At 44.0% G+C, this 19,717-nt stretch carries 19 protein-coding genes and 1 riboswitch; of the genes, 5 read left to right on the top strand and 14 right to left on the bottom strand.

The window, feature by feature from the left end; genetic code table 11:
- Positions 1–468: 468 nt before the first annotated feature.
- Positions 469–921 carry an RNA-binding protein gene (locus tag F0228_RS22370; protein WP_102425826.1) on the top strand — a complete coding sequence of 151 codons (453 nt, stop codon included), beginning with the start codon at positions 469–471 and terminating at the stop codon, positions 919–921.
- Here F0228_RS22370 and murI read toward each other — a convergent pair.
- Genes murI through btuB form a run of 3 tightly spaced genes read right to left on the bottom strand, consistent with a single transcriptional unit; the run spans position 884 to position 4,300 of the window.
- On the bottom strand, positions 884–1,690 hold the full coding sequence (murI, locus tag F0228_RS22365; protein WP_205416605.1) for a glutamate racemase: 807 nt from the start codon (positions 1,688–1,690) through the stop codon (positions 884–886). The genes F0228_RS22370 and murI overlap by 38 nt on opposite strands.
- Positions 1,691–1,750: 60 nt before the next feature.
- Positions 1,751–2,416 (bottom strand): adenine nucleotide alpha hydrolase, encoded by a 666-nt coding sequence (locus F0228_RS22360; RefSeq protein WP_116869924.1) that lies wholly within the window; start codon positions 2,414–2,416, stop codon positions 1,751–1,753.
- Positions 2,417–2,464: 48 nt separating this feature from the next.
- Positions 2,465–4,300, bottom strand: coding sequence for a TonB-dependent vitamin B12 receptor (gene btuB, locus F0228_RS22355; protein ID WP_171762757.1), 1,836 nt, complete (start codon positions 4,298–4,300; stop codon positions 2,465–2,467).
- A 39-nt stretch (positions 4,301–4,339) separates the two neighbouring features.
- Positions 4,340–4,544: riboswitch (cobalamin riboswitch) on the bottom strand.
- Between the two features lie 154 nt (positions 4,545–4,698).
- Between btuB and trmA the strand changes: the two genes are divergently transcribed.
- Positions 4,699–5,808, top strand: a complete 1,110-nt coding sequence (gene trmA, locus F0228_RS22350; RefSeq protein WP_061034228.1) for a tRNA (uridine(54)-C5)-methyltransferase TrmA — start codon at positions 4,699–4,701, stop codon at positions 5,806–5,808.
- 86 nt (positions 5,809–5,894) lie between these two features.
- Here trmA and F0228_RS22345 read toward each other — a convergent pair whose 3' ends face one another.
- Together F0228_RS22345 and fabR are read right to left on the bottom strand one after the other, a co-directional pair.
- A complete protein-coding gene (locus F0228_RS22345) occupies positions 5,895–6,266 on the bottom strand; it encodes a YijD family membrane protein (protein ID WP_004740556.1) in 372 nt (123 codons plus the stop codon).
- On the bottom strand, positions 6,266–6,907 hold the full coding sequence (gene fabR, locus F0228_RS22340; protein WP_004740554.1) for an HTH-type transcriptional repressor FabR: 642 nt from the start codon (positions 6,905–6,907) through the stop codon (positions 6,266–6,268). Before fabR ends, F0228_RS22345 begins: the two co-directional genes overlap by 1 nt.
- A gap of 327 nt (positions 6,908–7,234) precedes the next feature.
- Between fabR and sthA the strand changes: the two genes are divergently transcribed.
- The gene (gene sthA, locus F0228_RS22335) at positions 7,235–8,635 is read left to right on the top strand and encodes a Si-specific NAD(P)(+) transhydrogenase (protein ID WP_105057898.1); all 1,401 of its coding nucleotides are present in this window, start codon (positions 7,235–7,237) and stop codon (positions 8,633–8,635) included.
- Positions 8,636–8,806: 171 nt separating this feature from the next.
- Here the strand turns inward: sthA and dinF are convergent, their stop codons facing one another.
- The 4 genes from dinF to F0228_RS22315 all read right to left on the bottom strand — a co-directional run bounded on the left by dinF (position 8,807) and on the right by F0228_RS22315 (position 12,335).
- Positions 8,807–10,162, bottom strand: a complete 1,356-nt coding sequence (gene dinF, locus F0228_RS22330) for an MATE family efflux transporter DinF (RefSeq protein ID WP_171731728.1) — start codon at positions 10,160–10,162, stop codon at positions 8,807–8,809.
- Between the two features lie 119 nt (positions 10,163–10,281).
- The gene (locus F0228_RS22325) at positions 10,282–11,160 is read right to left on the bottom strand and encodes a class I SAM-dependent methyltransferase (RefSeq protein WP_105057899.1); all 879 of its coding nucleotides are present in this window, start codon (positions 11,158–11,160) and stop codon (positions 10,282–10,284) included.
- Between the two features lie 97 nt (positions 11,161–11,257).
- Positions 11,258–11,878 (bottom strand): transcriptional repressor LexA, encoded by a 621-nt coding sequence (gene lexA, locus F0228_RS22320; RefSeq protein ID WP_004740541.1) that lies wholly within the window; start codon positions 11,876–11,878, stop codon positions 11,258–11,260.
- A 94-nt stretch (positions 11,879–11,972) separates the two neighbouring features.
- Positions 11,973–12,335 (bottom strand): diacylglycerol kinase, encoded by a 363-nt coding sequence (locus tag F0228_RS22315; RefSeq protein WP_061034231.1) that lies wholly within the window; start codon positions 12,333–12,335, stop codon positions 11,973–11,975.
- A 221-nt stretch (positions 12,336–12,556) separates the two neighbouring features.
- Here F0228_RS22315 and plsB point away from each other — a divergent pair, with 221 nt between their 5' ends.
- A complete protein-coding gene (gene plsB / locus F0228_RS22310; RefSeq protein WP_171731727.1) occupies positions 12,557–14,980 on the top strand; it encodes a glycerol-3-phosphate 1-O-acyltransferase PlsB in 2,424 nt (807 codons plus the stop codon).
- Between the two features lie 100 nt (positions 14,981–15,080).
- Here the strand turns inward: plsB and ubiA are convergent, their stop codons facing one another.
- Both ubiA and F0228_RS22300 read right to left on the bottom strand, forming a co-directional pair.
- Complete coding sequence (ubiA, locus tag F0228_RS22305) at positions 15,081–15,935, bottom strand: 4-hydroxybenzoate octaprenyltransferase (RefSeq protein ID WP_008224247.1); 855 nt, start codon at positions 15,933–15,935, stop codon at positions 15,081–15,083.
- Complete coding sequence (locus F0228_RS22300; protein ID WP_162884274.1) at positions 15,936–16,475, bottom strand: chorismate lyase; 540 nt, start codon at positions 16,473–16,475, stop codon at positions 15,936–15,938.
- A 161-nt stretch (positions 16,476–16,636) separates the two neighbouring features.
- Here F0228_RS22300 and F0228_RS22295 point away from each other — a divergent pair, with 161 nt between their 5' ends.
- Positions 16,637–17,044: a flagellar basal body-associated protein FliL gene (locus tag F0228_RS22295; protein WP_004740536.1), complete on the top strand. Its 408-nt coding sequence runs from the start codon at positions 16,637–16,639 to the stop codon at positions 17,042–17,044.
- Between the two features lie 72 nt (positions 17,045–17,116).
- On the opposite strand, the gene glpG is transcribed toward F0228_RS22295, so the two are convergent.
- The 3 genes from glpG to rpoH all read right to left on the bottom strand — a co-directional run bounded on the left by glpG (position 17,117) and on the right by rpoH (position 19,611).
- Positions 17,117–17,959, bottom strand: a complete 843-nt coding sequence (gene glpG, locus F0228_RS22290; protein ID WP_171731726.1) for a rhomboid family intramembrane serine protease GlpG — start codon at positions 17,957–17,959, stop codon at positions 17,117–17,119.
- A gap of 48 nt (positions 17,960–18,007) precedes the next feature.
- Positions 18,008–18,328, bottom strand: coding sequence for a thiosulfate sulfurtransferase GlpE (glpE, locus tag F0228_RS22285; protein ID WP_171731725.1), 321 nt, complete (start codon positions 18,326–18,328; stop codon positions 18,008–18,010).
- A 425-nt stretch (positions 18,329–18,753) separates the two neighbouring features.
- Entirely contained in the window at positions 18,754–19,611 is an 858-nt protein-coding gene (gene rpoH / locus F0228_RS22280) for an RNA polymerase sigma factor RpoH (protein ID WP_004740532.1), read from the bottom strand.
- Between the last annotated feature and the right edge of the window lie 106 nt (positions 19,612–19,717).

The following is a 19,717-nucleotide window of genomic DNA, read 5'->3' as shown; positions in this document are numbered from 1 at the left end:
TTGGTCACTCAGTTCATTGAAATCAATGTGATTCCTAAGAATCAATTTTTGATATTCATCAACGAGTGCCCACACAGATTGATAGGTTTAAATTGTTAAAGAGCGCTAGCGTTTTGTGATTAACATCTCAGTCGCTAGGGGTGCGTACTATACTCGCACCGTTTTTAGAGTCAAGGGTTATTTTCAAACTCTTTTTCTCTACCGATTTCGCTGTGTGACTTTCGTCTCACTCCGTGTCGGTGAGGCGGCATTATAGAGAGATTGAGAAGGAGCACAAGAGCTTTTTCAAATAAAAGTTTTGTTCGCCTAAAAAGCCACCAGATCCGCATTTTTCGAATAAAAACTAAACATTTGAGACGTATCACAGCAATACATTGGAAAAATGAAAGGCATGAACGTAAGATTCATGTGTCTATTTTGTTAATGGTAGATGCGTCTATTTCGTTTATTAATATGTAGTATTCCGATATGAACTCAAAAAAATCGATGTTGTTAATTGTCGCACTGGCTGTATTAGGCGGCATTGTTTTCTCTCAGGTAGATATATCGCCTGCAATTACCTTTATCCTTGGTGTCTTGGCTTCCGCTTTTGTTGTTAACTTTTCAAGCACCGACTCAAAATCAGATTCAGAACCTAAAGCTTCAACAAAAACGCTTTATGTGGGTAACCTTCCATACAAGGCGAACGAATCGCATGTTCGTGAATTATTCTCAGAACATGGTGAAGTGTTTGCAGTACGCTTAATGAAAGACAAGCGAACTGGTAAAAGAAGAGGCTTCGGATTTGTTGTTATGGCAAGTAATGATGTGAATCATGCAATCTCTGCCCTTAACGACAAAGATTACATGCAACGAACTTTAAAAGTACGTGTTGCGAATGATCCTAAGCATCCTGAAGCGGACGAATCTGAACAGAACTAAACCCTAACTGCTTCAACATACTATTTAGTGCACTTTCTTTCTTGGGAAGTGCACTACAAAAAACCTCTCTTACTCCCCCTTCTTCATGACCATCTTCTAAACCCAACAAATCTTGGACTCGTTTCGCTATCGCTTTACCCGAATCCACCAATGCCACACTTTCGCCTAATACTTGCTGAATCTCAGACTTTATCAGTGGGAAATGGGTACAGCCTAAAACAGCAACATCAATGGTATTAATCATCGGCTGAAGGATTTGCTTGAGCTCTTCTAAGTTGATTGCCTCTCCTCTGAGCTTATCTTCGGCCATATCCACCAGCCTCGTCGAGCCAAGAAGTTCAACCCTCTTATTAATTGAGAAGTTTTTGATCAGTTCGTGCGTGTATTCACGGGTAATGGTCGCCGGAGTAGCAATCAGCCCCACCGCTTTGTTTGCTAGCAAAGAAGCCGGCTTGATTGCCGGAACAACACCGACAATAGGGATAAGATTATTGGCTCTGAGTGTAGGTAAGACAATCGTGCTCGCTGTATTACAAGCTATCACTACGATATCTATCGCGTGACTAGCCACAAAACTGGCGACTATGCTCTGAACTCTTCTAATCAGAACCTGCTGATTGAGCTCACCATATGGGTAAGCTTCATTATCGAATACATAGATATAGTTATGATTAGGCAATAGCTGACTTATCTCTTTATAGACAGATAGCCCACCCACCCCTGAATCAAAGACCAATATGTTTTTTTGTAGACTATCCGACACAACGATTACCTATATGTAGTTTCGCAGCAATAATACCCCTTCACTTAGTTTTCGCCAATCTTCACGCTATAGAATACAAGCTCGATAACGTTGATGTACAAAACGCTCACCTTGCTCTATCGCTTCTAGTTCTATATCAAGCTTTCCTTTAAAGCATGGTGCAGAGGTCACTAAGGTATGGAATTCTCCATCTTCACCACACGGATCCACATGGTTAGGTAATCCCTCTATTAGTTCATTGGTATATTTCAACCCACAGTAGCTAATATCTAGTGCGTTGCTGTCTACTGTGACTAGAAAGGTTTCGATTTCTCTGTCTATTATCTCTCGAGCTAACGCCTTACTGCTCTCTCCCATGAGAGGGAACACACATTCCCAGCCAGCAGGTTCAATATAGCTTCTTCGATAGTCGGCAATACCGTTACAAAACATGTCACCAAATGCCACGCTATCAATTGATAAGCCAGAATCTTTCAATGCAGAAACCATCGTACTTTGATAGACCTCATTACTTGGGAACACTTCCGGAAGCTCGATTGTGATAAGCGGCAAACCGATTAATTGCGCTTGCATGGCAACCACATCAATAGGAGTGACTTGGAAAGGAACTTCATCTCCAACATAGGTAGTATAGAGAGCAACAACTTCATACTCAGCACTCTCAAGCAAACGCTCTAGGGTTAAGGTGGAGTCTTTGCCTGATGACCAACTTATGACGACTTTCTTTTTCATTGATATACCCAATAATAAAAAACCGCCCGAGGGCGGTTTAGGTGTTAGTTAGAACTGGTAAGTAGCATTGACGTAATATGTACGCTCTGGCGATGGGTATCCACCAGCAGTTTCATACTCTTCGTCTGTTAAGTTATCTACTCGACCATTTAAGGTTAGGTTTTCATTCGCATAGTAGTTAACTGAAACATCGAACAAGCTATACGCGGCAAGATCTTCAGAGAAGTCAGGTCGCTCACCTACATATTGGTAACCTAGTGAAACATCAACCTCGTCGAAACTAGCCACTGCATTATACTTGTATATCTTCTTAGCTCGGCGTATTAGTTGCCCACCAGATTGATCTTCTGGGTCTTGAAAGTTAGCGCTCACTTGATGGTTAATAAAGCTAGTATCAAATCCAACGACCATTTCCACACCACGCAGTTGGCTTTCGCCATCGGTATTGTAGTACTTGCTTGTTGCGTAGTTGTAATCAATTAGGTCTTCGACGTTCGTGTCATAGCCAGTAATCGACCAGTCAATACCCTTGATTAAGCCACCAAAGGTCAGCTCAAATGAATCTGCCTTTTCAGCTTCTAACTGTGCATTCCCGTAGTAGCTATATAGTTGATACAAGTTAGGTGCTTTGAAGGATGTACCATAAGCTGCTTTTACAACAAGCCACTCAGCATAACGATAGCCTAACCCTGTATTGTAAGTAGTTTCTGTACCAAACTGCTCATTGTCATCAACACGAAGACTCAATTCTCCGAACACTTTATCCGCATCTGCGTTTAATGCAGCGAAGTACGCAACATTCGTTCTGTCGTATTCAGTATTCGAAGGCTTAACAATATAAGCCTCATCACGCCAATCTACACCGCCACTAAGAGTCATTGCCGAAGTCAGTTTGTATGAATTCACCCATTGAACATTTAGCTGTTCAAGCTCATCAGATGTTGCTGACGCTGAGTTCTTGCCTAAAGCCTGTTCGTAGTTCCAGTTATCTTGATTCTGATAGTTAACTAGGAAATCAGACTTAAGTTCACTGCCACTATATTTAACACCAGCAGCAAAGGTAGAGTTCTGAACTTCTGCCTCTTTGTAAGAGTGGACAGGAGCTCCCGTTATATAGTCAACATACGAACCATCATATTGAGAGATAGTCTCAAACATGCGGAAGTTAGCAAAACCACTCCATTGCTGATCAAAGTTATGAACATAGCCAATAAGTGCATTGCGCGATTCAAAACCATGTCGGTCACCATCATTTATTCCCGACATAGGATGAACGTTGTATCCCTCATCGGAGTCATAGCCAACAGATACGTTTAAGTGACCATTTTCACCAACCTTAGTACCACTAACAAAGCTCAACTCTTCATAATCTAAGCTTCCGAGACCAGCACTTACTGCCGTTTTTTCATTGTCGGAATTTGCAACGGTAATAATGTTGATAACGCCACCGATAGCTTCAGAACCATACATAGCAGCACGGGCACCTCGAACGTATTCCACTCGATCGACAAATGTAATTGGTAATTGGCTAAAATCGACACCACCTTTTGCTGCTCGCGCAAAACGAATACCATCAATTAGAACAAGTACTTGATCAGAGTTAGCACCACGAACAAAGATCGAAGCTTGCTGACCTCGACCTCCATTTTGTGAAACCTGAATACCCGTCAATCGTCTAAACACATCTGTTAGAGACTTAGCTTGGATTCGATCGATATCTTGGCGTGTTACTACTTCAACTTGAGCGACAACACTTTCCGTGCTCTGCTCAAAACGGTTAGCCGTAACCACCATGGTTTCATCAGCAGATGCTTGTTGGGCGTGTAAATTGGAGATAGGTGAAAGCAGCGATGCTACAGCAACCGCTAAAAGGGATTTGTTCATGTTGTGATCCTAAATCGCGTAAATTCCTACCAAACCACATGTTATGGTTTAGCCGCTGGCAGGTATTCGGACTCAAGAGCACAACCTTATGGTTACCTGATATTCGACTTCCCACAAAAAGCTATTTGCAGTGTCTTATGAATACTCGTTCTCTTTTACCGCTGCGCGTCAGTTCTGGATTCACACCAGATTCCCTCTTCAGCCATCTATACATCTAAATGGCACCAGCTTGCCGAAGATAGTATTGACCTCTGAATCATTTGTCTAGTCTAAGATAGTTATAAGCTATAGTTTTCATGGCCTATTTACACTGATTGGCTCTCAACACTGGACAAGCGCCTGTGATTGAATAAAATCTGCGCTCTTGATTTAAAAGCACGACAGCAAAAGGCATAACAATGGCGAATTTAGATGTAAACCCGCAACGCTACCAAGAACAACTGGCAGAAAAGACTGAGCGTCTGACTGAAATGTTCTCAGAATATAATGTGCCTGAGCTGGAAGTGTACGAATCTCCAGAACAACACTACCGCATGCGTGCTGAGTTCCGCGTGTGGCATGAAGGTGACGATATGTATTACGTCATGTTCAATCAAGAAACTAAAGAAAAATACCGTGTAGACCAGTTCCCTGCTGCTAGCCGTCTTATCAATGACTTAATGCCTTTGTTAGTTGATGCAATGAAGGACAACCACTCTCTACGCCACAAGCTATTCCAAGTAGACTTCTTATCTACGCTTAGCGGTGAGATTTTGGTGTCTCTGCTTTACCACCGTCAACTAGGGGAGCAATGGATTCAAGATGCTAAAGCGCTAAAACAACAATTGAACGATGAAGGTTTCAACCTAAACCTGATTGGTCGTGCACGTAAGATGAAGATCGTATTAGACCGTGATTACGTTATTGAAAAGCTAGACGTAAATGGCGATAGCTACATCTACCAACAAGTAGAAAACAGCTTTACTCAACCAAACGGTAAAGTTGCTGAGAAAATGTTGGAGTGGGCCGTTGACTGTACTCAAGACAGTAAAGGCGATCTACTAGAGCTTTACTGTGGAAACGGTAACTTCTCATTAGCACTGGCACAAAACTTCGAGCGTGTATTAGCGACTGAGCTAGCGAAACCATCGGTTGAATCAGCGCAATACAACATTGCAGCCAATAAGATTGATAACGTTCAGATCATCCGTATGTCTGCGGAAGACTTTACGGTAGCGATGGAAGGCAAACGTGAGTTCCGCCGTCTGCAACAAGCAAACATCGATTTGAAGAGCTACAACTGCAACACTATTTTTGTTGATCCACCACGTTCAGGTATGGATGTAGATACTTGTAAGATGGTTCAAGGCTACGAGCGCATCATGTACATCTCTTGTAACCCTGAAACATTGAAAGAGAACCTAGATATCTTAAGCGAAACACACGATATTACTCGTTTTGCTCTATTCGACCAGTTCCCTTACACACACCACATGGAAGCTGGCGTATTCCTAGAGCGTAAAGCGTAATACTCGCTTTCCTAATCTAGGTAAAAGCCAAACTGTAGACACAAAAAAACGAGCCAATCGGCTCGTTTTTTTGTTTATAGGTTGGATTAAGCTGTCTTACCGATAAAGCCTAACTTCTTACCTACCCAAGCGAGCAGTAGCATTGCAACGATAATCGCGAAGAAGTTTGAACCCGCATCTGGGTGTTGTGCTTTGACAAACGCAGAGTGACCAAATGCGCCCACGAAGAAACACGCTAAACCAACTAGCGGGATATCTTCCGATACTGGGTTAGTGAGGTACTCTTGGTACAGTGCTTGTACAGCTAAAACTAAAGCAATCAGTGGGAAGATTGAGAAGCCCACTTCGCTCATTGTTACCCAAGATAAAAGTGCATCGCCACACACACCAGCAATCAGAGCCAGTACCAGTGTTTTTCTTTCTGAGCCACGGTTTACAGTATTATTTTCATTCGACATTATTCTATCCCGCCTTTTAATCGGTTACGTTCACGTTCTTTACGATACCAAAAAGCCCCTTTGGCCATCATTCGCAATTGCATGATCAAGCGCTCAGCCAGTTCGTCTCGCTGACGTCGATCTAAATCTAATGCTTCTGCCCCTGAGTTAAAGACCAATATGACCGAAGCTTCTGCTTGCGTAAAAGCTTCATCTCGTGTCATGCCAGTCGTGATTAGGTATTCGGTTAACTCAGCAGAAAAGTGCTGTATCTCACGAGCCACCGCTGTACGAAACTCAAATGAAGTTCCTGAGCGCTCTCGCAATAACAGTCTGAATACGTTAGGGCTGCTTTCAATGAACTCCATAAAGGTTTCAACCGATGTGCGAATAACACTGCCTTCTTTTACTATACGCTGCCTAGCTTGACGCATTAGCTGGCGCAGTAGTAAGCCCCCTTCATCTACCATGGTTAAGCCAAGCTCATCCATATCTTTGAAGTGACGATAAAAGGAAGTCGGTGCTATTCCAGCCTCACGAGCGACTTCTCTCAAGCTTAGGTTGGAAAAACTACGATCGGCACTGAGTTGGCTAAATGCTGCATCGATTAAGCTACGACGAGTTTTTTCTTTTTGCTGTGCGCGAATGCCCATTGGTTTCATACTTTATCAATTTCTTCTTTTACAGCCTAAACAGGCATGTCTAATACTCTGTTCAATATAACGCGAATCACTTATTTTTATAAGATACTCCGATTATATAAGACACCAAACACGCCTCTTTGTTCACGTACCGCAGTAAATACGTTCGCAGAAAAAATTTCAATATCCACACTGCCATTTGGAGACATACGACATAGCAAAAATTATTTTTTCGCTAGCACTGCGTGATCCCGCCGACTCTCTGATGCCCTTTTCATGTACGCAAGAACAGAATCAGTTAAAATCCCGCTACAGCAATGTTAATCAAATATAACAAGGAAGATATCTATGCCACACTCCAACCACTTTGATGTAATCGTAATTGGTAGTGGCCCCGGAGGCGAAGGGGCAGCGATGGGATTAACCAAAGCCGGGTTGAACGTTGCAATCATTGAAAAAGAGAGCAGCGTTGGTGGTGGTTGCACCCACTGGGGAACCATTCCTTCGAAAGCTCTGCGTCATGCTGTAAGCCGTATTATCGAATTTAATAATAACCCTCTATTCTGTCAGAACAACAAAAGCATTCACTCGACATTTTCCAACATTCTGGGGCATGCGAAATCCGTTATCGACAAACAGACTCGACTGCGTCAAGGCTTCTACGATCGTAACCAATGTACGCTGGTGTTTGGTACAGCTCGTTTCATTGATACCAACACTATTTCGGTAATGCAAAGTGATGGTACCGAAGAGCATTACAGTGCCGACAAGTTTGTGATTGCGACAGGTTCTCGTCCATATCAACCAGACAACGTCGATTTTCTACATGAACGTATCTACGACAGCGACTCGATTCTTTCTCTTAAACACGACCCGCAACACATCATCATCTATGGTGCCGGTGTTATAGGTTGTGAGTACGCGTCTATCTTCCGTGGTTTGGGCGTAAAGACCGATCTCATTAATACTCGAGACCGTCTGCTGTCATTCCTAGATAATGAAACCTCTGACGCACTTTCTTACCACTTCTGGAACAGCGGTGTGGTGATTCGTAACGATGAGACCTTTGAGAAAATCGAGGGCACTGACGATGGCGTTATCATTCACCTGGAGTCAGGCAAAAAGATGCGTGCTGACTGCTTGCTGTATGCCAATGGTCGAACCGGTAACACTGATAAACTGAATTTAGGCGCGGTTGGTCTAGAAGCGGACTCTCGTGGTCAAGTATCAGTGAATACCAATTACCAAACTAATGTTGACCATGTATACGCGGTCGGTGATGTGATTGGCTACCCTAGCCTAGCAAGTGCTGCTTATGACCAAGGTCGTTTTGTTGCACAAGCGATTGTTAAAGGTGAAGCGGAAGGTCACTTGATTGAAGATATCCCTACGGGAATCTATACCATTCCTGAAATCAGCTCAGTCGGTAAAACCGAGCAAGAGCTGACGGCAGCGAAAGTACCTTACGAAGTAGGACGCTCTTCATTCAAGCACTTAGCTCGCGCTCAAATCGCTGGTAAAGACATCGGCAGTTTGAAGATTCTGTTCCACCGTGAAACCAAAGAAATTCTAGGTATCCACGTATTTGGTGAGCGTGCCGCAGAAATCATTCATATCGGCCAGGCAATCATGGAGCAAAAAGGAGAAGCGAATACTATCGAGTACTTCGTTAATACCACCTTTAACTACCCTACAATGGCTGAGGCGTATCGTGTTGCCGCTCTTAACGGCCTCAACCGTTTGTTCTAAATAAAGAACTAGTAGGAGTATTTGACCACCCATAGGCCAAATACATAAACAGCAAGCCATGAGCTTGCTGTTTTTATTTAAGGTATTGAAAAGTATAGTAGCAAGAGTAATTAGATCATGATGTTCTAAATGCCATTTGGTCTGTACACCTTCTATTTATACCCATTAGAACTAGGCGAGAAATTCGCCCTTCTTCCACTGCGACACAAATAACACACCAAGACCTATACCACGCATTGCCATAAAGCTGAGCATCGCAAGCCACAGAGCATGATTTTCTAAGCTAGCCGCTAGGAAGAAAATCGCAAAGAAGCTGCAGGTCGCGACAAACATACTATTACGCATGTCCTTGCCTTTAGTTGCGCCAACAAAAATACCATCGAGTAAGAAGCACCACATTGAAACCAGTGGCATTGCGATCAACCAAGGCAGATACACCTCAGCTTGGCTTTTTACATCTGGGATGGTGGTGATCATATTAATTAGATTAGACCCAGCGATCGCGAACACTATGGTCAGAACCAAACAAATGTTGAAGCTCCAAAAGAAAGTACCAATCAACGACTGATTTAATTCATCTTTGTCTTTCGCTCCTATCGCCTTACCCACCATAGCTTCCATCGCATAGGCAAAGCCATCCATTCCGTAAGAAATGATCATCAAGAAACTCATCAATACCGCATTGGCTGCCACGACATCATCACCGAAGCTTGCCCCTTGGAAAGTCATGAAAGTGAACGTAGCTTGCAAGCACAAAGAGCGTAGGAAGATATCGCGATTCAGTTTTACGAAGCGGCTTAGACCTTGGCTGGTTTTCTTAATCAAAGCCCACGGTGATGGTAACTGTCTCTTTATCCAGATTCGATAAACGCAGATCAGTCCAAACGTTAGACCTGCATAGTCAGCCAATACCGATGCCAGTGCAGCACCTTCCACCTGCCAACCGAAACCAATCACAAAAACAACGTCCAACACGATATTGGTGATGTTAGTAATAATCACCATCCACATCGGCGCTTTTGCATTCTGAGTTCCAAGTAGCCAACCCAAAATAACGAAATTCGTCAGTGCTGCCGGTGCACTCCATGCTCGAATCGAGAAATACTGTTGGCCATAATGCTTCACTTGATCACTGGCACTACTTAATGAAAAAACCAGGTCAGCCACTAGGCCATGTAACAGTAAGAAGACACCAGCAAACCCGAGAGCCATAGTCGCGCCCTGCACGAAGACCAAACCAAGCTGCTTACCATCATTTGCACCGTAAGACTGCGCGGCAAGTCCGGTTGTCGACATACGTAAGAAACCAAGCAGCCAGAAAGTCACACTGATCATGGTGCCACCTAACGCAACACCACCTAAATACCAAGAATGTTCTAAGTGACCGATAACAGCAGCATCCACTAAACCCAGCAGTGGGACAGTAATATTAGAGAGCACCATCGGGATCGCGAGCAATAGCACTTGTTTGTGCATTGCTTGATTGGATAGCATTTGGAAAATAGTTTGGGGATTAAATAGCTTCACGACCACCTCTTTGATTAGAGGCGATAGTTTAACCTAGTGAGTGTGCTTTCACTATGTTGTGAGATTTTGGCTTATAACAGATGTAGCTTCGAGTATGTGTAAGTAGTGCTGCTCTAGCGCTACCACTTCACCAGTACCAGTTGCGGCGTTAAACGCTTTTTAACCTGAGAAATTTTGCACAATAGTCGCTGCCATAACTTCCAACGATTGCATTGCTGTTCTAAAGGCGAAAATGCTTTAACCCATTGCGCCCATGGTAGCCAATTAAGAATGCTGTCGACTGGAGAAGATAAGCCATGCGCATAGTCACCAGAGCCTAGCTTTTTCCCTAAAGTACTTGAGCTCTTATCTCCCGCTAACACAACACACGCATGCGCATGAGTAAAGTAACGGCTCAGCGATTGAATAAAGTGCGCGGTTTGCTGCTCATTGCAATCCAACAGTGCATGTTCACATACCACCATTACCGAAGCTTGCTCTGGAATATTGAGTTCATCCAACCATGTTAAGTCATCTACTGAGCCACACTCCAAGCGGTAGCGTTCATTTTTGTGGAACAAGCGTTGTCGCCAAAGTAGATTCTCGGTTACATCCAGCTCTACCCAGTGACAGCGGCCATTGTCTAATCGGTAAAAACGGGTGTCGAGCCCTGCTCCCACATTAATAATCCAAGCATCAGGATTGTGAGATAGAAATTGCTGAACTTGAGAGTCACAAAGTTGAGTCAATGTCGCGTAGAGAAGTTGTTGTTGGTCGAGTTCGCCAGTAAGGCACTCAGGTGCTAGCTGGCAACGCTTACAAGCTTGAGCTGCAATAGGGTCATAGACTAGGCCATCATCGGCAAGGCTTTCTCGGCTGCGAAACCAAAGGTGTTGAACGAGGTTTGTCGGAACTTGAAGTTCTTGGTGTGTAGATGCTTGATCAGCGGAAACCTTTTGATCAGAGGAGCGCGGCTTAGCTGTAAGCGGCTTTATTTGAGGCTTGGTTTGGATTGGCATCATCATCTTCCTTGTATCTCGACAAAGAAGATGATAATGAATATCAATTACAATAACAAGTTATTGAGAATAAATATCAATAAGATGTTTGTACTGATTACATCCAGTCCGTGTTGCGAATGATACCAACAGCAAGACCTTCAATAGACAAGTGCTGAGATTCTAGATCGACACGGATTGGAGAAAACTCTTCGTTTTCAGCATGTAACAGCACTGTCGAACCTTTGCGTTCTAGGCGTTTTACCGTTACATCATCATCAACACGAGCAACCACAACCTGACCGTCGCGGACGTCTTGTGTTTTGTGAACAGCAAGCAGATCGCCATCCATAATACCGATGTCTTTCATACTTTCGCCATTTACACGAAGTAAGAAGTCAGCTTGAGGTTTGAACATGCCTGGGTCAACTTGGTAATGCATTTCTACATGTTCTTGAGCCAAAATAGGCTCACCTGCGGCAACCTGACCGATCAAAGGCAGACCTTGCTCTTCGTTCGCTGCATCTTCAAGCAAAATACGAATACCACGAGACGCACCCGGGATAATCTCAATCGCCTCTTTACGAGCAAGAGCTTTCAAATGTTCTTCTGCAGCATTTGCAGAACGGAAGCCTAATTCACGGGCAATTTCTGCGCGTGTCGGTGGCATACCGGAATCTTCAATCTTACCTTTGATAAGGTCAAAGACTTGTTGTTGGCGGGGCGTTAACGGCTTCATGATTCACCTGTCTTTTTATACAGTTGACTGTGAGTATATCCAGTAACTGGACAAAAGCAAAGCAATTGGTTGTTTTTAGTTCATTTTTCGCTAATTACAAAACCAAGATCTCGAACCACACATAAGCCGCAAGCGCTAAACAGATGAAAACGGCTGCCGAACCGACATCTTTCGCCATTCCCGAAAGTTCATGATGTTCACTACCAATACGATCAACAACTGCTTCAATTGCAGTATTGATAAGCTCAACCACCATTACCAGCACGACCGATGACACCATTAAGATTCGCTCGACCTGGCTTACATCTAAGTAAAATGCTAACGGAATAAGAACCGTAGCCATAAAGACTTCTTGTCGAAATGCTGCCTCGTTTTTAAACGAACTTGTGATGCCTTGCCATGAAAAGCCTGCTGCTTTCACGATGCGTTTTAATCCGGTGTTTGATTTTTTGGTCATTTTTAACCCTATACTCAATCAGTCGATGAATGATATTCCACAAACTTAACGGCAATATGACTATTTCCATTAAAAGGTTAGACCAGTTTCTGGTATTCTTGCATCGATTAAATTTACGCCTAGGCTTATCCCTATTTTACTTGAAAGGGTTACCCTCTCTCATCATAGAAATAGAGATACGCTTAAGCACATTGAAATAACTATTGAGGCTGTGAACCTATATGTCTTCTGGACAATCTTTTTCACGTTCATTAATGAAGCTACCTTTATCCGTATTGGTAAAAGGCACATCAATCCCTTCGAATCCAGTTGAAGATTTGAACATTGATTTAGGCAAACCAATTGTATACGCCTTACCGTTTCGCTCAAGCGTCGACCTACTGACACTACAAAAGCATGCGCTAGAACTGGGATTACCGGATCCGCTAAGCAAGCTTGAAATCAGTGGTAAATCACTGCCACGCTACGTTTTTATCTCTTCACGCAAAACTCTGTTGCAAGACGATGATTACGTACCAGCCTCTTCTATTGAAGTCTTCTCTGAGCTACTTGCATTGCATGCAGACGACTCAGAGCTGGATGTGCAAGTTATCCCTGCAACCGTATTATGGGGCCGTAAGCCTGGTAAAGAGAATAACCAGAAGCCTTACCTACAAGCAATGAACGGCTTAGAAAAATCGAAAGCTGTACTACTCGCAGGCCGCGACTGCCTAGTGCGCTTCAGCCCTGTAGTATCTCTGCGTTACATGGCGAATTCACACGGTACCGACAGCACCATCGCACACAAGCTGGCGCGTGTAGCTCGAATCCACTTCTCTCGTCAAAAACTGGCAGCCTCTGGTCCTAACCTGCCAAGCCGTCAAGCATTGTTCGATCGCCTACTAAAATCAGAAGCGATCAAGAAGGCGATTGAAGACGAAGCGAAGTCAAAGAACATCTCCATCGAGAAAGCGAGCAAAGAAGCTCAAGACATCATGGATGAGATCGCAGCGAACTTCTCTTACTCACTGATCAAACGTGGCGAGAAGATTCTAGGTTGGTTGTGGAACAAGCTTTACCAAGGCCTACATATCAACAACGCTTCAACCGTTCGTAAGCTAGCACAAGATGGTCACGAGATTGTTTATGTCCCTTGTCACCGCAGCCATATGGACTATTTACTGTTGTCTTACGTGCTTTACCATGAAGGTATGGTGCCTCCGCATATCGCTGCCGGTATCAACTTGAATTTCTTTCCTGCCGGCCCGATTTTCCGTCACGGTGGTGCGTTCTTCATTCGTCGTAGCTTTAAAGGTAATAAGCTGTACTCAACGATCTTCCGTGAATACCTCGCAGAGCTGTTCGCTAAAGGTTACTCGGTGGAGTACTTTAGTGAAGGTGGCCGTTCTCGCACCGGTCGTCTGTTACAAGCGAAAACCGGTATGTTAGCGATGACGATTCAGGCAATGCTGCGCGGCATGAACCGCCCAGTAACGCTCGTGCCTGTTTACATCGGCTACGAGCACGTAATGGAAGTGGCGACTTACGCGAAAGAACTACGTGGTAAGCGTAAAGAGAAAGAAAACGCGAGCCTAGTAATTCGTACTATCCGTAAGCTACGTAACTTTGGTAAAGGCTACGTGAACTTCGGTGAGCCGATTCAACTTAACCAATACCTAAATGAACACTCTCCAGAGTGGACGAAAGACATCGACCCAATGGGTACCAGCAAGCCACAATGGATGACACCTGTGGTTAATGACTTGGCAACCAAGATGATGACACACATCAACGATGCGGCAGCGACCAACGCACTGACACTATGTGCAACCGCTCTGCTTGCCTCACGTCAGCGTGCATTGTCTCGTGACTCTCTGGTTTCTCAGATCAATTGCTACCTGTCTCTACTTAACAATGTGCCTTACTCAGACACATTTACGGTACCGAAAGACAGCGCGGAAGAGTTAGTGAAACATGCAGAATCTCTGAACAAGTTCTTAATTGAGTCAGACTCAATGGGTGACATCATTTCACTAGACCGTCACCAGTCTATTCTGATGACTTACTACCGCAACAACATCATTCACTTGTTTGCTCTGCCATCGTTAATTGCTCAGATGACCATTCGTCAGCACGGCCTAACGATCGATGCGATTCAACAGAACGTAGCGGCAATCTACCCGTTCTTGAAGAAAGAGCTGTTCCTAAGCTACGACGAAGATCAGCTAGAGACTGTAGTTGCAAACATCATCGATGAATTGGTTAGCCAAGGTATGCTTGTTGTGTCTGACAACCAAGTCACCATTAACCAGTCAAACAGCCAAGCACTGATGCTACTAGGTCGCACGATCTCAGAAACACTTCAGCGTTACTCGATTGCTCTGAACCTATTGGCAGAGAATCCGGAGCTGGATAAATCTGACCTTGAGCAGAAGAGCCAAGATATTGCACAACGTCTAGGTCGCCTGCAAGGTATCAACGCACCTGAGTTCTTCGATAAAGGTGTATTTGCTTCGATGTTTGCTACGCTCAAACAGCAGCAATACCTGGACAACGACGGTAACTGCGATTTAGAAAAGACTCAGCAGTTCGCTAAGCTTCTTTACTCAATGCTTTACCCAGAAGTTCGCTTGACGATTCAAGAGAGCATCCACCAAGCAGAATAGTTTGTTGGTTAACTCGCTTTAAGCGCTCAGCTGAAAACGATCAAAAAAGGCACCCACTGTGGGTGCCTTTTTATTTGTGTTCATGTTGCCAAACCATCGCTTACCAAAAAGTGATGAACAAACCGATGGTGACGGCCATTCCTACATAATTGTTATTAAGGAAAGCCTGGAAGCATAAATCTCTATCGCGATGACGCATCAGGTGTTGTTGATAAACAAACAAACCACCTGCTACCAACAGTGCCCAGTAGAAAGTATCACCTAGGTGGTAATGCATGCCTAACGCAATCAACATCGCTAAAGTCACTAACTGCAGTGAGCCAACAATCAGTTTGTCAAAACGGCCAAATAAAATCGCCGTCGATTTAATACCAATCTTCAGGTCGTCATCTCGATCAACCATCGCATATTGCGTGTCATAAGCGATTGTCCACAGTGCGTTAATCACGAATATAAACCACACAATGCTTGGTAGCTCATTGGTTTGCGCAGCCCATGCCATTGGAATCGCCCAGCTAAACGCCAAACCAAGGAACAACTGTGGAAGATGCGTAAAACGCTTCATGAAAGGGTAAATGAACGCTAGGCCCACCCCAATGAAAGAGAGCTTAATGGTCAGCGGATTCATAGTCAGTACTAACAAGAATGAAATCACGGCTAGCACTAAAAAAAGGATAACGGCTTCTTTACTCGACACCAAACCTGACGGCAGTGGACGCTGCTTGGTACGCTTTACATGACCATCCACCTTACGGTCAGCAAAATCATTAATCACGCAGCCTGCTGAGCGCATTAGTACAACACCCAACACAAATACGACCAAGACATCCAAATCTGGCATACCTTGTGCGGCGATAATCAACGACCATAACGTAGGCCAAAGGAGTAACAAGGTACCAATCGGGCGATTCATTCGCGTTAATTGCCAGTACGCTTTCGCTTTGGTGGCAAGCATTTACACACTCTCCTTAGAGTAAATGGGTGATGTTGGTAAAAACAGTTCTGCTACAAGCATCGGTTTATGGTTCATCCATAATCGAGAGCGGCGTGCGAGTAATCGTTCGTCGCCAGCGATAACCCAACCGACTTGCAGCGCGTCTCGCTCGACGTTCTCCGCACTAAAAACGGTCAACCCTAACGGGACATTACCTTGTTGAGAAAGGTCTGAATGCTGATCTTCTAATGTCACTCGAGGAATTAAGGTTCGGCCTAATACCCATGGTTCATCATCCCCATTCAAAATTACTTTGCGAAGTAAGCAATCAGACGATGATAAAAGGTGCTGCTCATCTTGTTGCACAATTGAGCGTTCTACAACTTGATTGTGAAGCAACTCCACAGACAGATGTTGGCAACACTTACCCAACTTACGGGAAAGAGAACCTTGCTCCATCAGCCACTCTTTGGTGGTTTCATTAGGAAAATCAAATGTTTCTGTACTTTGCCAATCTACATTCATTAAAGAATTAAGATACAGCGATATTGGCTGATTCATACTAGTATTCAATAGGTGACTTTACACGTACAATAAAGCTTCAACTTTCGAACAAAATTAAAGCGTCTTCGAATTGTAAACGTATTTAGATTTAGACCGTTCATTGTAACAAGACTAATGCGTTTCGAATATCGCGAATAAACTAAAGAAAAGTCACAAATATGCACAAACGTTATGTAGCCCAAATATTTCTTGCGATTACTCTACTCTTTTCAGCATCAAGTTTCGCAGAAGAGGAATCGGAACCTAAACTAGCCTACTTCACGCTAGAACCAGACCTGACCACCAATTTTTACACTAAAGGTAAAAAACTGGGCTACATTCAAGTTCGTCTCGATATCATGGTGGCGAATAGCAAAGATTTAGCAACCATCGAGCATCACCAACCATTGATTCGTGATGCAGTAATCGAGCTATTGGGCAAACAAAACGAAGAGACGATTAAGTCACTGTCCGGTCGTGAAGATTTAAGAAAAACGTTAGTTGAGCATCTCAACAAGATTTTACTTCCTGAGACGGGCAAAACCCTGATTGCGGATTTGCTGTTTACCAAATACCTCTATCAGTAACAGCGGGTATAAAACGAATCTAAAAAAAGCGGCTCATTTGGCCGCTTTTTTTGTTTCTATCGATGCTAGGAACTAACTTCTTGCCGATTTCGGCGCTTTCATTGAATCAACGAAACCGATAATCACACCCGCCGCTAGACCCGCTAGGTGAGCGGTATTGGCGATCGCCATAAATGGCTGCATGTACCCAAGTACCAACCACACCAGCATAAAGCCAACGATCTGTCTTGGGATTCCCAAACCAAGTTGCGGTGCTTTTGCGCCCACCACCCACAGGTAGCCAACCAGGGCATACACAACACCAGATAAGCCACCGAAGTTGGCCCCTTCAACCCAGTATTGCCCAGCTCCCGACAACGCCGAAGAGACTGCAAAGATCTGAAGTAGCTTAAGACCACCTAACTTTTTCTCAATATCTCCACCCAGTTGCCACCACCACAAAATATTGAAAGCGATGTGCATAACCGAGAAATGAAGCACGGCATGGCTCAACCAACGCCACAATTGCCACTGCTGCCCGTCCACCGCAGGGAAGTGCAACGCATTAAAAATAGCTTGGCCAAAACCGATCTGCTGCAGTGCAAAAATCACCACACAAACCAACATGATGCTGAGTGTCACAGGACCAGCCTTGGCTTTTATCATCCCCATGAAGCTAGGCGTGTGATAATGGAAGTGACTCTTTCTAGTCTCAGCCATATCCCAAGAAGCCGCTTGGTAGCGCTTATGATTGGGTTCCGACAAGAAGCGGTTGAGCTCCGCTTCAGTTTCAACTTGAAACTGGCCATCAAGCAGCCAAAGCGCAAAGCGCCCTTCTCCCTCAGGTGACATCTGAATAGGTATCTGGCGAGAGGCCATGTAATCAATAAATGCTTGAGCAAGACGTGGATTATCTAACACCATCAGTCTAATCATTGTTATTTCCTATTCATGCTATGAGAGATGTTTAAGCGATAAAGGTCATTAGCCAGCAATCACAGGAAGTTCAGCACGGTGCCATGCTTCGAAACCACCATCAACACTATATACCTCTTCAAAGCCTTGGTTCACTAAATATTGTGCCGCACCTTGGCTACTAATGCCGTGGTAACACATTACCAAAATAGGTTGTTCAAACTCCACCTCATCCATAAACGAGACCATAGTGTCATTTGTTAGGTGATAAGCGTTTTTTGAGTGAGCAACCGCGAAAGATTGCGGGTCGCGGATATCAACAAGTCGAGCTTGGCCTTGTTCAATAAGGGCCTGAGCACCTTGCACGTCGATATGTTTAAACTGGTCCATGACTTTCTCTTTTTATACTGATTTACTTTGCTGCCATTGTAACCTATCCCAAGGCTAACAATCACATCCACTTAATAAGGTTATCCACCAGCGATCACTTTTACACCATTTGTGGATAAATCTGTGAATTGCGTGAATAAAGTGCCTTTGAAAAAATAGATCCACAACATGTAGTGATGATCCTGATCTAACTGTGGGTTAACTAAAACATATCCCCACTCAAAAAACACGCTCAAAGCCTTACTACACCCTGCTTTTAGACAGCTGACGAATAAACTTGTCACAGAGTTATCCACAAAATCATTTTGCAAATTACGATCGCAAAAGTTGAGAATTCGATCCAAAACAAAAAGGCCGAGATCTCTCGATCTCGGCCTTTTCAAAATTCAGTTTTTTGCTAGCTACTATTTAGAAACTAAGTGCTATTAGAAATCGCCAACGGCTTGTTTCAATTTCTTCATCGCATTCTTTTCTAACTGGCGAACACGCTCTGCTGAGATACTGTAGGTATCCGCTAAGTCTTGCAGCGTTGCTTTATTGTCATCTAACCAACGTGAGCGAACAATGTGTTGGCTACGCTCATCTAGGCTTGCTAGTGCTAGACCTAAACGGTTATTGGTGTGAGACTCCCAGTTAGATGCTTCAACCGTTTCAGCAACGTCTGACGCTTTATCTTCTAGGTAGTAAACCGGAGCTGTGTAAGCAGAACCGCCGTCATCGTCATCCATTGGTGCTTCAAACGTTGCATCTTGCGCTGCCAAGCGAGATTCCATCTCACGAACTTCAGAGGGCTCAACACCCAGTTCACGAGCGACTGTCTCAACTTCACCGTTATTAAACCAACCTAAACGCTTTTTAGATTTACGAAGGTTAAAGAACAGTTTGCGCTGTGCCTTAGTTGTCGCAATCTTAACGATACGCCAGTTACGCAGAACGTACTCATGAATCTCAGCTTTGATCCAGTGAACTGCGAAAGAAACCAATCGAACGCCAACCTCTGGGTTGAAACGCTTAACGGCTTTCATTAGACCGATGTTACCTTCTTGAACGAGATCAGCCATAGGCAGCCCGTAGCCAGAGTAACCTCTTGCAACGTGCACCACGAATCGTAGGTGTGAAAGGATCAAGCCTTTCGCAGCGTCGATCTCACCTTTGTAATGTAATCGCTCTGCAAGTCCACGTTCCTCTTCAGGCGTCAGCATTGGGTAGCTGTTCGCTGAGCGGATATAGCTGTCTAAACTATCTTGTGTGACTAAAGCCATTTGATACGCTTGGTTTGCCATTCGGTTCCTCATCAATCTCTGATCTGGAGTAGTACATCTATTAAAACCCAACAATCTTGAACCTAAAATGAACAGGTTTCAAGAAGGGGGAAGTAATTATGCATAA

This window comes from Vibrio sp. 99K-1, assembly GCF_013114585.1.
In the GTDB taxonomy this organism is placed as follows: domain Bacteria; phylum Pseudomonadota; class Gammaproteobacteria; order Enterobacterales; family Vibrionaceae; genus Vibrio; species Vibrio chagasii_B.
The sequence above is the reverse complement of the archived record's forward strand: the minus strand, read 5'-3'. Positions and strand labels throughout refer to the sequence as shown.